At 50.5% G+C, this 15,668-nt stretch carries 13 protein-coding genes and 1 tRNA gene; 3 read left to right on the top strand and 11 right to left on the bottom strand.

The annotated features are described in order from the left end of the window. Nucleotides 1-32: 32 nt before the first annotated feature. The 5 genes from CKV68_RS00810 to secA2 form a co-directional block, all read right to left on the bottom strand. Nucleotides 33-596, bottom strand: coding sequence for a MerR family transcriptional regulator (locus tag CKV68_RS00810; RefSeq protein ID WP_032802971.1), 564 nt, complete (start codon nt 594-596; stop codon nt 33-35). A gap of 123 nt (nt 597-719) precedes the next feature. Beyond that, nucleotides 720-1,334 carry a bifunctional nuclease family protein gene (locus CKV68_RS00805; protein WP_013911429.1) on the bottom strand — a complete coding sequence of 205 codons (615 nt, stop codon included), beginning with the start codon at nt 1,332-1,334 and terminating at the stop codon, nt 720-722. Between the two features lie 17 nt (nt 1,335-1,351). Beyond that, nucleotides 1,352-2,107: a transcriptional regulator FtsR gene (gene ftsR / locus CKV68_RS00800; protein WP_013911428.1), complete on the bottom strand. Its 756-nt coding sequence runs from the start codon at nt 2,105-2,107 to the stop codon at nt 1,352-1,354. A gap of 115 nt (nt 2,108-2,222) precedes the next feature. Next, nucleotides 2,223-2,654 (bottom strand): oxoglutarate dehydrogenase inhibitor Odhl, encoded by a 432-nt coding sequence (gene odhI, locus CKV68_RS00795; RefSeq protein ID WP_013911427.1) that lies wholly within the window; start codon nt 2,652-2,654, stop codon nt 2,223-2,225. Between the two features lie 175 nt (nt 2,655-2,829). Then, nucleotides 2,830-5,127: an accessory Sec system translocase SecA2 gene (secA2, locus tag CKV68_RS00790; RefSeq protein ID WP_095075411.1), complete on the bottom strand. Its 2,298-nt coding sequence runs from the start codon at nt 5,125-5,127 to the stop codon at nt 2,830-2,832. Nucleotides 5,128-5,631: 504 nt separating this feature from the next. On the opposite strand from secA2, the gene CKV68_RS00785 reads away from it, so the two are divergent. The 3 genes from CKV68_RS00785 (at nt 5,632) to CKV68_RS00775 (ending at nt 7,374) form a co-directional block, all read left to right on the top strand. After that, nucleotides 5,632-6,819, top strand: a complete 1,188-nt coding sequence (locus tag CKV68_RS00785) for a bifunctional alpha/beta hydrolase/OsmC family protein (RefSeq protein ID WP_095075410.1) — start codon at nt 5,632-5,634, stop codon at nt 6,817-6,819. 14 nt (nt 6,820-6,833) lie between these two features. Then, entirely contained in the window at nt 6,834-7,223 is a 390-nt protein-coding gene (locus CKV68_RS00780; protein WP_071575948.1) for a YchJ family protein, read from the top strand. A gap of 74 nt (nt 7,224-7,297) precedes the next feature. Next, nucleotides 7,298-7,374: transfer RNA gene (locus tag CKV68_RS00775), tRNA-Pro, on the top strand. A 378-nt stretch (nt 7,375-7,752) separates the two neighbouring features. Here the strand turns inward: CKV68_RS00775 and CKV68_RS00770 are convergent. The 6 genes from CKV68_RS00770 to CKV68_RS00745 all read right to left on the bottom strand — a co-directional run bounded on the left by CKV68_RS00770 (nt 7,753) and on the right by CKV68_RS00745 (nt 15,658). Next, nucleotides 7,753-8,016 carry a hypothetical protein gene (locus tag CKV68_RS00770; protein ID WP_013911423.1) on the bottom strand — a complete coding sequence of 88 codons (264 nt, stop codon included), beginning with the start codon at nt 8,014-8,016 and terminating at the stop codon, nt 7,753-7,755. 111 nt (nt 8,017-8,127) lie between these two features. Beyond that, on the bottom strand, nt 8,128-9,432 hold the full coding sequence (locus CKV68_RS00765) for an MFS transporter (RefSeq protein WP_095075409.1): 1,305 nt from the start codon (nt 9,430-9,432) through the stop codon (nt 8,128-8,130). Further along, nucleotides 9,425-12,811, bottom strand: a complete 3,387-nt coding sequence (locus CKV68_RS00760; RefSeq protein ID WP_095075408.1) for an IucA/IucC family protein — start codon at nt 12,809-12,811, stop codon at nt 9,425-9,427. Before CKV68_RS00760 ends, CKV68_RS00765 begins: the two co-directional genes overlap by 8 nt. Nucleotides 12,812-12,832: 21 nt before the next feature. After that, nucleotides 12,833-13,654: an ABC transporter ATP-binding protein gene (locus tag CKV68_RS00755; RefSeq protein WP_095075407.1), complete on the bottom strand. Its 822-nt coding sequence runs from the start codon at nt 13,652-13,654 to the stop codon at nt 12,833-12,835. Further along, on the bottom strand, nt 13,654-14,685 hold the full coding sequence (locus CKV68_RS00750; protein WP_023635646.1) for a FecCD family ABC transporter permease: 1,032 nt from the start codon (nt 14,683-14,685) through the stop codon (nt 13,654-13,656). Before CKV68_RS00750 ends, CKV68_RS00755 begins: the two co-directional genes overlap by 1 nt. 4 nt (nt 14,686-14,689) lie before the next feature. Then, complete coding sequence (locus CKV68_RS00745; RefSeq protein ID WP_038618376.1) at nt 14,690-15,658, bottom strand: FecCD family ABC transporter permease; 969 nt, start codon at nt 15,656-15,658, stop codon at nt 14,690-14,692. Nucleotides 15,659-15,668: the final 10 nt, after the last annotated feature.

Raw genomic sequence — 15,668 nt, 5'->3', positions numbered from 1 at the left:
CGTTGGAGGCATCACTTATCATCTCCTTGCGCTTAGGAAGTCTTCCTCCTGCGACGAGCAGCAAGCTCATCAACGCCCACTACGTTGTCATCCATAAAGCTATTTATTTTTTCCGACGGGAAAGCCGAAATCGTTCCGGTTAGTTCGCGAACGATACCGGGAACTGCAATACCAAAGACGCCCTGTCCTCCTCCTAGAAGATCAATAACTTCCTCGTTAGAGCGACACTCGTACACCGTAGTGCCATCTGAAACCAAAGTGATCTCCGCTAGGTCATCGACGCCACGATTACGGAGCTTATCTACGGCAAGGCGAATATTCTGCAGGGAAATACCAGTATCTAGCAGTCGCTTTACAATTTTTAGAACCAGAATATCTTTAAACGAATAAAGACGCTGTGAGCCGGAGCCCCGTGCTGTACGGATGGTAGGCTCTACGAGCTTGGTGCGTGCCCAATAATCGAGCTGGCGGTATGTGATACCGGCAACCTGGCAAGCGATAGGAACCCGGTAACCGACTTCCTCGTCTGGCCCCATATCAAAAAGGGCTTCCTGTACCGGGGTACTATTCCTTGCGGTCTCTTCAGTCACGATCATTCTCCCTGCGATTTCTGGCTTTCGCGTTGAGCCTTGCTTTCTATTCTTAGCCAAGGGTAGAACAACGTCAAGAAGAAAACTCGCGACACGCCCAAAAGTTAAACCTCAAGTTGAAGTTGAGGTTTATCTCCCCTTATCACTGTCAGGGAAATCATCAGTATAGCCTTCCAGGGTATTGGGTGGCGACTCACCAAAAAGCTCATCTTCCGCCATTCCAAGATCCGCCATGAGCTGCAAGAAATCAGCGTCTGCTTCCGGGTTCCCTGATGCAGAAAGAGAGGGATCTTCCTCGTCACTTTCTACTGTGATGCCTAAATATGCTTCAAGATCTGATTCATTAAGAAAAACGCTTACCTGATTAAGCATGGATTCCTCCGCCATCACAGGAACTCCTAACATACGAGCAACTGTGATTCCATCGGAAGGACGGCAATCAATCTCTTCCCCATCAGATAATACGAGGGAACAAAGGAATACGCCTTCGTGATAACTTACAATCCTCAGTTCTACGACTGGGCTACCAATCCTCGATAGTGCGTGAATCAGCAGATCGTGGGTCAACGGACGACGAGAACCGAATTGTTCATCTTCATCTCTCGCAGCAATGGCAAAGGCTTCAGTTTCTTCAATCCATATAGGAAGAATTCGGTTACGCTCAGACCAGCGCAGGATAATGCACGGATCATTATCCGGCGATAAAACATGAACGGAGTGATACTCCATCTCGCAAAAAGACATCGTGTTAAAGACCGTCGCTACTGACCAAGCTCGTTGCGAACCATCGTCTTTACGAGTGTCGCATTGAGAGAAACGACAAGCGCGCTCATTTGCTGCGACATCTCCTCTGCACGCTGCTTTGCACCATCGCTTTTAGAACGAGCTGTGGGAGTAGCTGCACGCGTAATAAAGTCTGCTTGACGGCTCGCAGTATTTTTCAAAGATTTGAGGTGCCTCACATCAAATCCAAAGTCTTTGAGCTGAGAAGCTATCGCCACTACTTGCACATCATCGGCGGTAAAAAAGCCGGAGCTATCAGGTCGGATAATTCCCGCCGAGCTCAATTCTTGCAACAGAGATAGTTCCACACCACTACGGTCAACAACGTCTTTATCGCTCAGCCGAGTTGCCACTGGAGCCCGGAAATTCTCTGGGCTAATAAGTGGCTTTGCGTCTCCGCCACGGCCTATCGGTGTCACGGCGCCAGAATCCATAGCTTCCAGCTGCTCGCGAATCACTTTTAGGGGGAGATAGTTATCCCGCTGGGTAACCAAGATATACCGAAGACGCTCTACGTCATCATGAGTAAAGCGCCGGTATCCCGAAGCCGTCCGTTTTGGCGCAATTAGTCCTTCTGCTTCCAAAAACCGGATCTTAGAAACGGTCACATCGGGAAACTCTGCTGTCAGTTTCTCCAGGACCACTCCAATAGACATGGTCTTGTTACCAGTTCGGGGGCGCTGTTGCCCTGGAACGACAGGTTGGGAACCAGAGCTCTGAGGAAGTGCACTCATCTATGCTTCGTTTCTCGGTGTGGTGGGTGTACTAACGGAAAGCAATATTCTTTAAACAGATTACTTTAGGAGCATAAATGCTCACAAGCATCAAGCAAGAACAGTTGCGGAGTATTTAACTCTTGGAGCCCTCAATGAAGACGAGTCGGAACTTGCCAATCTGGACTTCATCTCCAGAAGACAAAACTTCCGAATTTCTAGGCTCGCGATTGACGTAAGTCCCGTTGAGGCTTCCCACGTCAACAACTTCAAAGGAGCCGTCCTGCAAACGGAATTCAGCGTGTCGACGCGACACAGTGACATCATCAAGGAAGATGTCACTCTCCGGGTGGCGTCCTGCCGTTATAGTTTCGCGATCCAAGAGGAAGCGAGCGCCGGCATTAGGGCCGCGCTTAACAACAAGCATTCCCGAACCGGAAGGCGGGGTGACATCGCTACCGGTGGCCGGCGTCGCGTTCGCACCGGACTCCATTTCCTTGAGCAGATCTGCACGGAAAACCGACGTGGTCTCTACTTGCACGTCAGGAGCAGCGCTGTTGTCACTCATTATTCAACCTCCGAGTCAAACGAGCTTCGAATGAAATTCGAACTTTCAGTCAATGGTTTACATCATAGCCCTAGAGAACTACTGATGAAGAAGTACTAGTGGTAACAAAGAGATAACACCAATAGTCTCTTAGAGATTCTTAAGCAGTGGAACAATTCCACCAAAGTCTACCAATCTACCGGAAAATACTACCGATTCCCCGAAGCACAGAATTTCCGTTACCGGATAAAGGATTATCGCTGACCATATAGGTCCACGTAGCCGAGGGACGGGCCAGACCATGTTCTTCCAAATGTGCACCGTCCGCATCAATAGACACGTCTGCAAATGTTTTCACGGCCTCATCAACAGCCCTTTGAGCTAATTGTTTGAATTCCCGCACAGCGATTCTGTGATATTCGTCGATGGGAGTTTCTCTCGCAATTGCCCGCAGGTGAATTGATTCCCTTACGTCATCCATTATTGCCAGATGATCGCTCCAGCATCGATCAAGGTGATACAGCATGATGTCTCTGGCGGCTTGATGCAAAACATCAGAACTAATTTCTTCCTGCACTAATGATTCAGCTCGCTCAGGGTTTGCCTGGGCAAGCTCTTCCCATGCTTTATTTGTGTCCAGCAGGTCGTTTCGCCGCTCGTCAATGATCACGCGTTGATCCGCAAGCAGCTTGTTGTATTTCCACGTCTGAGAGTGAATCTCTAATAGTTGACCTTCAGTCACTCTCTGGCAATGCGCAATAAAATCGTTGATGCGTTTGGAATCAATCCGCCCATCGGACTCAGGGCGAGCTTTCACCTCTTCCCCAGCCCCGCCGACTGCGACCACGTCATCTTCCAGGGAAACAAAAAATAGGGAAAGCCCCGGATCACCTTGTCTGCCCGCGCGCCCCCGCAGTTGGTCATCAAGGCGCGAGGTTCTATGCCGGCCTGTTCCGATCACAGCCAAACCACCCGTATTGGCAACTTCGGCACGGTCTGCCTCTTGCGCCCCGCCGAGTTTGATGTCGGTGCCTCGCCCAGCCATTTGTGTTGAAACGGTAACCCGCCCAACGTCACCAGCCTCTGCGATAATACGGGCCTCTTCAGCATCGTTTTTAGCGTTGAGAACGCTTACCTCAATGTCGAGGTCTCGCAGCGCCTTTGCCAGTCTCTCAGATTCTGAGACGTCTTGAGTTCCTACCAGCACCGGCTGCCCCGTCGCATGAATCGCAGCGATTTCTCGAACAAGGGCATTAAATTTTTCTTCAATCGTGGCGTACACACGATCAGCTTCGTCAAAGCGCTGCGACGGCACATTCGGCTCTATCACAGACACTCTGAGGTCATAGAATTGCCGCAGCTGATCTGTCGCAGCAACCGCTGTGCCTGTCATGCCGCAAACCAGCGGATACCGTCCCATCAGCGCCTGCAAAGTCATTGTGTCAAGAATCCGCCCCCCTTCGGTGACTGCCAATCCTTCTTTTGCCTCTACCGCCGCCTGAACGCCGTCTGGCCAACGCTGCAATTCCGCTATGCGCCCCTTGGAAGCGTCGATCAAAGCAACTTTTCCATCCCGGACGATGTAGTGAACATCTCTGATCAGCAGTGCTTTAGCGTGCAGCGCAAGATTCACTTGTACCAGCGTCGTGCCCACATGTTGATCGTCGTAAAGGCTATTAATTCCCAGTGCTTGTTCGACAAGAGCCGCGCCGTCTTCAGTGAGGAAAGCGTTGCGACGATCGTCGTCAAGCGTGTAGTGCTCGCCTTCCTTAAGACGGCGTACGATCTCGGTTACCCTCCCCCCAGGCGCAGCTCCGGGCTCATTCCCGGCCAAAACGAGCGGAACGAGGGCCTCGTCGACCAAAACGGAATCGGCCTCATCAACAATAGCCACGTCCGCCCCATGCTGAACCGCATCTTTACGGTGTGTAATGAGCTGGTCCCGTAGCACGTCAAAACCGATCTCATTGACAGGACCGTAGACAATATCGCAGGCATAAGCTTGACGACGCTCCTCAGCGGTCTTCGATTCCGTAATCGAGGACACAGTCACACCAAAAAAACTAACCAACGGGGCCATCCACTGGGCGTCCCGCTCCGCAAGATAATCATTAACAGTGATTACATGAACTGACTTGCCCATGAGCGCATAACCGGTAGCAGCCATCGCACCGACCAGTGTTTTTCCTTCACCGGTCGCCATCTGGATCACGTCGCCATCCAACAGGCGGAGAACAGCCTGCAGTTGAACAGGGAAAGGGGTAAGGCCCAGGGTCCGAGAAGAAGCCAAGCTCAGCACAGCCAAGAACGTAGCTTGGTCCTTTATTTTCCCCGAGTCAACGAGTCTTACGGCGATTTCTCGCAGCTGTTCATCGTCCAAAGACTCAAGCGCAACTATTTCCGACCGCGCCCGTTCAACAACCCCTCGGCTCTTAGCTTGGCTTCGGCTAGCTTTTCCACCCATTGCTTTCCAAAACCAGTCAAAGCCCGCCACGGTAGATGTTCCCTTCTCCTTGCATACACAATGCTTTTTGCAATGCCTTTACAGCAGTATGTCCTTGTTTAGTTCTACCCCATCACAGCACGGTCAGAGCGTAAAAGGCCCGTCAAATACCCTCACCGATTGTCAATTCCATGACTTGCGGAGATACAAATAAAACAAAACCAATAGAAAATTTAATAAAACTTAGTATATACTCATAGCAATTAAAGCCATTGAAGTACCCTCGCCCCATTCATCTCCCACAAGGTGAGCATTAACCATAAAGTGCCTCCTACGTGACCTACGCAGCACAAGGCATGTCATTTTGAATTAGGAGACAGATACACAAACCGTCACCACCTTTCAGAACGTTTCCCGATAAGCTGATATACATCATCCCTTGCCCTCGGGGATGCTTTCTCATGCCTTTATCAAATTGTGGCCTTTATGTCCCCGCCAAGGCCAGAAAGCTCCAAAGGGATGCCACTATAAGTCATATCCGGCAAGGAGTATGGAATGCATTCTGTAAGTGTGAAGGTACCTTCCAGCAAGGGATACCAGATGGCTGGGACCATCGATTTCCCAGACGCACCACCTACAGCCTTCGCGCTTTTTGCACACTGCTTTACCGGTTCCCGGTTTACCCCAGCGGCCGCACGAGTATCTAAAACTTTGGCGGATCTTGGTATCGCTTGCCTTCGTTTTGATTTCCCCGGACTTGGTCAATCGGAAGGAAATTTTGCAGACACCTGTTTCAGCGAAAATGTGGAAGACATCCGCGCTGCAGCACAGTGGTTAACAGATAATTACAACGCCCCACAGTTGCTCATAGGGCACTCACTCGGAGGAGCCGCCTCCTTAAAAGCAGCAACCGAGATGCCAAGCATCAAAGCGGTCGCAACCATTGGCGCACCTTTTGACCCTGCCCACGCAGTTCTGCACTTTGCCGACAGGATTAGCGAAGTCGACGAGACAGGGGCGGTCACACTGTTGCTCGGCGGACGTGACATCACCATCTCACGAGACTTCCTCGAAGATCTTGCAGAAACCAACCCCGAGGCTTACCTCCCCCGACTGCGCAAGCCTTTGCTAATCCTGCACTCCCCCACTGACACAACAGTCGGAGTGGATAATGCGCAGCTCATCTTCCGCACGACCCGTTACCCAAAGTCCCTTGTTGCGCTCCACAAAGTGGATCACCTGGTCACAAAACAAGGGGCCGCACAACACGCTGCACACATTATCCACACATGGGCCCAACAGCACCTTGTCGTTGAGAATGCAGTCGAAGATCCCAACGCAATCTCCGAGACCACAGCTATCGCCCATTCGATTCCTACCGGTAAATTCACAGACCACGTGCAAACCGGCACACACAGCTTCACCACCGACAGGGAAAAGGCACAGGGCGGAAAGAATCTCGGCTACTCGCCTATAGCTCTCATCGTCTCTGCACTAGCATCAGCATCATCGCAAGCGATAAGGATTGCGGCTAAAGAAAAGCGCATCTCCGCCTTGAAAAACGTCAACGTTACCGTGGAAAAAACGCTTACCGCTGACGGCAGCGTCCAGCTTCGCCGGGAGATCGACCTCGTGGGAGAATTATCACAGGAAGAGCGGAACATATTGCTCGCCGCAGTTAAAAATAACGAGATTGAAGCATTGCTCAGCGAAAATATCGCTATCGACGATCTCACCCGCTAGTGCAGGCAATCCCCATGTCCCACCAGACCATAGCCTGTCCATGCATGACATCGTTACCTTTGAGCGAATGCTGCCAGCCTTTCCTTAACTTCTCCAAGGCTGCTCCCACCGCGGCCACCCTTATGAGGTCGCGGTTTACCGCTTTTGCACTAGAGAATCCACAGTACCTCGTCGCAACGTGGCACCCCTCAACTCGACCTGCTGATCTAGAGCTTGATCCCGACATTACATGGACACGGCTCATCATTCACGACTCTATACGGGGCGGTTTACTGGACACTGAAGGAATCGTAGAATTTACCGCCTTTTATGAATGTGAAGGATCACGAGGAAAGCACCACGAGCGCTCCCGCTTCACCCGTGTCGACGGCCTCTGGACCTACGTCGACGGAATAGTCACCTAATTTCCTGCCATTACCTGCGAATTCGCATTCTACAATCACAATGATGTAACCTATAGCAGTTGCCAAAACAACATCGGACTGTGGCGCAGCTTGGTAGCGCACTTGACTGGGGGTCAAGGGGTCGCAGGTTCAAATCCTGTCAGTCCGACCAAAGCCCTGTTCAGAAGGTGTTTTCACACTTTCAGAGCAGGGTATTTTCTGTATAAATGCACATCCTAGGGCAAAGACAACTATACAGGACAACCGTAATCCGACAACATAGCCCGGTTGTCAACGACCTGCGGTTTTAGCCTAGATTGGCATAGGAATTGCACGATTATTGCACGAAAACACAGGGACAAACAGCCAAAAAAGACGGGCTAGTAACCGCCTCTTAAAACAACCACTACCGTAACGTCTATACCCTTCTTTTAAAGGCTACGAAAGCACCGAGAAGGAAAGAAAATGGCACATTCGTGGCACAAAAAGTACTACAAAGGGCCACGAGTTTTACCCCCAGCCTCAGTACTGGCAGAAGGGACGTACATAGCTATTTTCTAAAGCTAGAGAGAGCAAACCCGGTTGCTGCTGCGATAAGTCCAATTAACCCTGCCGTTACAGCCAACCACTTCATCTCCAACAAGATTAAAATCACTGCCCCTAGATAAAGCAGACTGGCTCCGCCAAACCACGCAGACGCTTTAGCGGACTTTTCACCCACCAACGGATGCTGAGGTTTAGCTTTGGTAGCCGATATAGCAGCAGTAATTGTTAAAACAGCTGAACTGATCGTGATGAATAATGGGTAGAGCATTACTAGCCTCCCTAGCTGTGCCACTTAGCCAGTACAGTTTTGGACATAAAAGAGTATAGAGCGAAAAGAATCTTCCGCATCTATACACCGCTGCTCTAGCGTGCCTTGTCCCTAGCCCACTCTCCTACTCCTCATCATTAATCCAAGGGCTGGCAGAATAAAGAAGATATTGCCAGCAACCATGCAATTTATCATCACAGTTGCACTTGCATGATCTGCGATAATCCCCAAGAAAAATGCCCCGCATGGGATGAGCGCGCGATCTGTTTGGGAAATTCCGCTAAAAAGTCCCCTATGAGCATCTGGTGCTAGGAGCAACGTGGCGACTCGGTTAGTCGTACGATACAACTGCCCGATAAGCCCGATACTTCCGATAAGCAAAAGGTTAAGCCAAGCGATATTCCCGGTAGAAAGCGATGTCGCAAGCCCAGCAAGTGGTAAGGCTAGGAAAACAGCACTATAAAGTGCCACTATCGCCGCGGGTTTTTTCACCCATCGCTTTAGAACTAGTGCTCCCAAGACCGCTCCGATGCCAGCAGCCCCCGCCATAAGTGCAACGCCATGTTCTGCGTCCTCTTTGAAAGCTGAATGCGCTATAACGGGAAGCATCGCGGTATAAGGGAACACAAAAAGCATCGGACCTGCGGCTAGGATGAGTTGTGCGCCGAGAGCTGGCTGTTTACGGATTTCTGCCCGAATAATCGCTAGGCTTTTCGTGTTTTTTTGCGGGGAAACCTGCTTTTCAGATTCTTCATCCGCAACGATTTCTTTTGCAGAGGCGTCGCGACTGCGCTTCCGGTTTTTCCCACAAATAAACATCCTCATGGCGATAACAGCAGCGATGCCGTAGAACACCGCGCTGAGAGCAATGGCGAGAGCGGCTCCACCAATCGCCATCAAAAGACCCGAGACTGCTGGTCCGATTGCAAGCGAAAGCGTTAAAACCAGCGACAGAGATGACATATTCGACACAAACATTGTGTCTTCGCTTAGCCTGCTTAAGACCACGTTTCTAATAGCCGGCTCAGCAGACGTTATTAATGCGCGGATAGCCACAACACCGCACACAAGCCACACTATGTGCCAGGTGCTTAAAACCGAAGTACGCGCCGCTACCAAAATTAACCCAGCTATGAGTAACGTGGCTGCGCTGCCGATAAAAAGCACAAATGCAAGTAACCGGGTGGGATCTTTTCGGTCAGACAGGGCCCCTAACTTGGGCGCAGCCACAAGCAGCGGAGATAACCTGGCAAAAGTGATAAGACCGACCAGCGTGGATGACCCTGTGGCATGAAAAATCCACCAATTGAGTGCTACGAGCTCAGAGGAACTTGCTACTCGAGAAAGCAATGCCTGGCCTATGAGTAGCCGAACATCATTCGGTTTGTCTTTTCCGCGCATCAAAATTTTATGCATCGCTATGCAGTGGATTTGTCACATCAATGTATATATCCGTTCCCGTTTTGTTCATCCCCATGGATAAAAACCCTTTGCGCCTCATAGCTTCTCGACGCAACCATTGGGCATCGTTCTCCGGAAGCGAGCATGGTAGCGCATCAATAAAACGCTCGATTTCTGCACGCGCTATCGTCCATACATCATCAATATCCACCCCCTGTAGGTGAGCAATCTCAGTGACTAATCCGTCAAGATTCCCAAAAACAGAGGCATAAAACCCCTTATTGATAAATTCTTCATAATCATCCGTCAGGGTTATTGCATTGGGTTCAAATGGGTTTTGTTCGCACCATTGATTAAGCCTTGGTAGGTACGCGCGCAATCCAGAAAAATCTCTTAACAAGAGACCTCGATAAACAGGAGTCCCGTCCACAAAAGCAATACGAACCATCGTGTTTTGCAAATGCTGTTCTAGAGCAATCCCCCGGAAACACATAAGACCCAATACTGTGCTCATAAGGTCAAAGGTGTATTTACGTAGAAAATCCAGGCCGAGTTCTTGCAGAGGGCTGGCTAGTATTCCCTCGTGCCCGCGTAAGACACATGCGCTTATCGCAATTTCTCCGTCTTCTAGGTAGTTGGTAGCGTCGTCGCGAAGCAAAACAGATAAGCCACGCTTGGCGGCTTCATCCGTACTTCCAATACTCCTAGCCAAGGTAACGCCCGCTAGTTCAGGGATAACCTTGACGCGTCGGGAAGCTCCCATGTTTTCCTGCACATAGGCAACCGCATTTTTTACGAGTTCAGCAACGCGCGGTGTTCCTAGCGCGCTATTTTGCGAAATAGAACGTCGCGTTGACGTGAGCACGACGTCGACCGCACACTTGATAAAAGGACGTTGTCCTAGCACCGAAGGCGCATGTGGGATAGCCGTGCGTAAAGAAATGGTTGGACGCACAGCCAGTGTCACGTGGGGAATAATCACCACGTTCTCACTACTGATGTCCTGAGCATATGCCCTTGAAATCACGTGTTCCCATTGCCAGGGATGAACAGGAATGATCTCAAACTCTTGTCGTTGAAGACCCATCCGACCCAGTTCTTGAGCTGCGGCATCAACGTGGTTGGCAAAATGACGGGTGAAAAAAGCATGAAACCCCTCTGTTGAAGAGGTCTCCAGCAGATCGCGGTGTACCGCTAAGAGCCGTAAGTCTACTGTGGAATAAGACTCGGGGCCATAAGCTACGGACTCTTCCATGGAGAATCCCCGCCGAAGTTTTGCCAACGGATGCACATTGTGTCCGCTAATTCCTAGCGAATCGGCAGTAACCATTGCCTCGTGTGAGGGCAGTTCCTGGAGCATAGTCCATAGACTCCGATGGCGCTTCCCTATATGTTGCTCTACGTGAGTCCGGACGAGCGAAAGATTCTCTGTCGCGTTCCTTATATCTTCTGATAGCACTGTGAGGTCATCGGCAGAAAGGCCTTCGTCTTTAGCAGCAGCGTTCACGCGGTTGTACACACACGATTCAGCCCATGGTCTGTTCCTCTCGATTTTTCTGCGTACATGTTGTTGCTTCAAAAAGTCTTCATGTTCCAAGGGATTGTGAGCAAACACATATTCCTGCTCTGTCACAGCACCGGAAAGACGCATGCCGAGTACTCGCTTAACCGGTAATTCGCTGCCTAAAAAGCGACCATAAACAAGTGCCAGATGCTGATCCACGGGGGTTTCCATCGGTGATTCTGCACCAAATTTAGCTGCACGGCTGCGCCAGTATTCACGCGCAAGCAAGTACGAAATCTTAGTAGAGATGCTCTCTATCTGCGGTTTTTCCAAAGAAAGAGAGTCCAAGAGGTTTCGGTACAGATTAGCGACCAGCGGGTAGAACACTTTATCAACAAGCCGCAGCGCATCCTTTTCGCTCAGCGCAGTACCGGCAACCTCATCAATGATGCCGCGTCCCACACTATGCTCTGCTAACGGCCCCTGAGACCACAGTCGGCAGCCTCCCAAATCTCGCACAAATACCTTGTGCGGCATGCCATCGCGCAATACCACAACAACATTTTGTGGGTGTGGCTCAAGCGCGATTCCCCAACGTCCTAGCAAAGCCGACGCCGGGACAAACAGCAATCGGCCTAGTGCACTAAACCATTCCTCGATAAAATCTTCCGTTTCTACGCAAGAGCGACGGGATAGTTCTTCCGCTAAATCTTTGAACACACAATTGCCGGTCAATGGGTTTCGCGCTATCAGCGTTGCGACGGGCAAAGCCACATCACCAGAGCGCACATTCCGCGCGGGATCTTCTCGGAGTATCGCTCCCAAACAATGTGACCGAATTCCGGTACTTTCATCCCATCTGATCGCAGCTTTATCCCGCACAAGGTTAAATCCGGGTTCATCGTCTGGAGTGCGAGGAACAAAGCCTGAATCCAGAGCCATAATTGAATCAATCACAGAAGAAATCAGCGGTGCTTTTACCGCGCCTTCAGAAATACCTCGGACAGCACCTGTAAGCTGCACTTCCAATGCAAGTTTAATGTGAGCAGATCCCACGCCGTCGCTTACGCGCACAGTCCGAACAGACATAAGAGGTTCAGCTGAAATAGTTGTATGGAGTAGCTGCACTACACCATCTGAAATTTCTTGAGAAAACTCTTTCCTTATCACCGAATGCCACTGAAATGGATGAACAGGAATAACTTCTTGATCTACTCTCCCTTCTTCTAGTAGCTCGGCTTCTAGCATGCGAGAGAGCTGTGGGAGTAGCGTAGCCAGCTCCTCGCGCATGCTTGCCCCTGTGGCTACGACAAACTCCCGAGGAACAGCTATAAACCGTAATTCATACGACTCGATTTGCTCAGGAAGGACTTCCTGCCAGGCCTCTCCCACACCTAAGGATGTCTTTGCCGCAGGGTGAGCTGGGTGTCCATCACACACTACTTGTTCGCACCTGGCCAATAACGCAGATGAATCAGCCACCGGACACCGTTGTAGCATCGCCGCAACAAGTGCAGAAAAGGGCGCTTGCTCCAGGCGGCTGGATTCTTCTGAAGAAAGTTCTTCGCGTTTTTCCATCCAGCGAGAAGAAATCCCAGCTCTAGCCCGCGCAAGCCCCGTTACTCCGTCTTCAATTTCTTCACATGCCCGATCAATGTTGGTTGCTTCTACGGCGAGAGCACCTGATTCAGCCAGGTAACGCAGCATGTGAGCAGGGGAATCGATCTGAGGAGGCTGTGTATTCAAGTCTCCTAGAACGGTCTCATCACAAAGCAAATTCTCCTGCTGAAGCGCTGTAATGAGTCTCTGACGAATATCTGTCTCAGCTTCCTGGACAAACGCAGAAAAATCTTTAAAGTAGCTAATTTTTTCAAATTTATCATTCAACATGGTAGCCAAGGCTACCTTTAGTTACTTGTGAATTCCATAAGCGATGGGAAGCTTCCTACCAGTTTCTGGATCTGTCACCATAAGCGTCGAAATGTTAAAAGCTTTCTTGATCAAGGATGGATCTAAAGTAGATTCCGTTGGCCCTTGTTCAAGAATTTTTCCTTCCTTCATCACCACAACATGGTCAGAAAACTTAGCTGCATGCGCCATGTCATGAACCACCATCACGATGGTTCTCCCTTGTCTATTCAAGGACTTAACCAACTCCAAAATAGCCAACTGGTGTGCGGGATCTAAAAACGTGGTTGGCTCATCAAGCAGCATGATGGAGGTTTCCTGCGCCAGAGTCATTGCAATCCACATGCGTTGTTTTTGTCCCCCAGACAGCTCCATTGCAGAGTGCCCCAAGAAGTCCTCGACACTGGTAAGTTTTGCAGCCTCATCGATAGCTTGCTGATCTGATTCGCTTAAAGACGCAAAAGCACCCGTATACGGATAACGACCAAAAGCAATAAGCTCACGCACCGTCATGCCTTCAGGAACAACGGGTTGTTGAGGCAGGAAAGAAACCTGACGCGCAAAATCGCGAGCGGAGAAACTATCAAGACCACGTTCCCCTAGTGTGACCTGCCCATGTTCGTTTTTTAATTGATTTCCCAAAACTTTGAGCAAGGTTGACTTGCCACAACCGTTAGGACCGATCAACGCAGTAATTTTCCCAGCGGGAATCGTCACCGAAATATCTTTTACTATGCGTTCTCCGCCGTATCCCGCTGATACTCCTTTACAAGCAAGCTGGGGCCCGTTAATGCCGCATACGTTATCGTTTTTCCGATCAAACATTACTTCCCCTGAACCCTTGTTACGTTGAGAACCAGATAGATGAAATATGGTGCCCCGGCAATTGCGATGAGCGCTCCCACCGGGATCTCCGTTGGCGCAAAAGCCCATCGCCCCACAGCATCGGCTCCCACGACAATTGCTGCTCCAGCTAAGGCAGCGACCGGCACTTGTCTAACTAGAGATTGCCCTACAAGCAGTTTTGCGGCATGCGGGACTATGAGCCCTACAAAACCGAGGACTCCAGCAGCTGCTACCGATGCAGCGCCACAGAGTACCGCAATCCCCATAGCTCCCAGGCGCAAAAACCGCACATGCGCCCCGATGCTTTTCATTGTCGAGTCGTCCAACGCCAAAGCATTGAGATGACGGGCCAGCACCATGACTACGATAAAACTAGCGATAATAATTGGGGCCACCGTCATGGCATCACTCATCGTACGCGCATACAAAGATCCTTTTAACCAGGTCATTGCTGCTCCTGCTTCAGGAGCAGCCCTCACTAGAAGCAGTTGCGTTACCGCAGCAAGGCCCACGGAAACCGCGACTCCCGTCAACGCCAGGCGAGCTGGATCGATAGCAGATTTACCTGCCGCAGCAAAGACAAGAATGGCTCCAAGCAACGAACCAAGAAAAGCGATCGGAGTGAGAAAAGCAGCTGGAAGCGTGCCAAACCCCAAAAGAGCTAAAACGGCGAGTAAACCTCCACCGGCAGTAATACCTAAAGTGTCGGGTGCTGCGAGAGGGTTACGTAAACCTGTCTGCAACAAACACCCTGAGATAGACATGCCAATCCCAGCCAGCATTCCTACGACGACCCGGGGCATCCGATATTTCCAATAGAGGTCTTCACCGGCAAGAACACCCGTCACAACATCAATAAGGGGTTTTTGTACAGCCCCAATCGCCATCCCGATAATGCATGCAAAGACCAGTAAGACACCACAAATAAACACAACAGTGGCAAACTTTTTGTACGAATACCGTGGATTTTTATGGGACTTTTTCAAGACTAATTCTTTATTTCTTTTCATGGGATTACCTTGACTTTCCTGTGGATCCCATACTCCGAATACCCCATAGCAACAGTGGTACACCGGCAATACCCGTCAGAATACCCACCGGAGTTTCTGCTGGAGCCCATAATTGTTGCCCTATCGTATCCGCGACCAACAGCACTGTTGCTCCCACGCATGCCGCAGAGATCAGCACAAATCGGTGTGCTCTTCCACATACTCGCTGCGCAATCACTGCTGCTAAAAGACCTAAAAAGCCGATTGGCCCAGCTGCCGCCACGCATGTCGCAGTAAGAATCACGGCAGAAACGACGACCCATTTTCTTACCACAGCTGGGTTTGCCCCGATCGCTCTACTAACAGAATCACCGGTGCTCAACGCATCTAATGCTCTTCCCGCTGCAAATAGAATTGGCAAGAGGACGGCAACTGCGACAATCACGGGAATAAGGTCAGGTAACCGGATACCGCCAAGGCGCCCGTTGAGCCACGCTAGAACCGTGGTCAATTGAGCTTCATCCAACACTAAGAAAATTGAAGTCATTGCGCTAAACACTGCGGAAACAGCAATTCCCAATAAAACCATTTTTTGGATTGCATTTGTTCCGGATAAGTCCGGATTTCTTCCACGCAGACTAAGCGTCAACGTGATTCCAGAGGCTACTGCCGCTCCAACAAGAGCACCTGGAAGCAAATACACGCCCGTAGACGAGCCAGTGATAAAACTTGATGCCACTGCGCCAAAGGCTGCACCTGAATTGACTCCCGTAATGTGCGGATCAGCAAGAGGATTCGATGTCGCAGTTCGTAGTAATACCCCGGCTGTTCCTAGCGCCGCACCGATAAGTAGTGCGCTTAATAAGCGATCACGCGTTCCCATCCAGATCTCTTGATACAGCCATGGCGCATCCTTGGGGGCCTCGACCTGTAGTAATTTCCATGCAGATAGGGTCCCTATGATAAGAACGCAGGCAAACACGCATACAGCCAAGGAGGCTCCC

Source organism: Corynebacterium ulcerans, from assembly GCF_900187135.1.
Classification (GTDB): domain Bacteria; phylum Actinomycetota; class Actinomycetes; order Mycobacteriales; family Mycobacteriaceae; genus Corynebacterium; species Corynebacterium ulcerans.
This window is presented reverse-complemented; position numbering and strand designations above follow the sequence as displayed.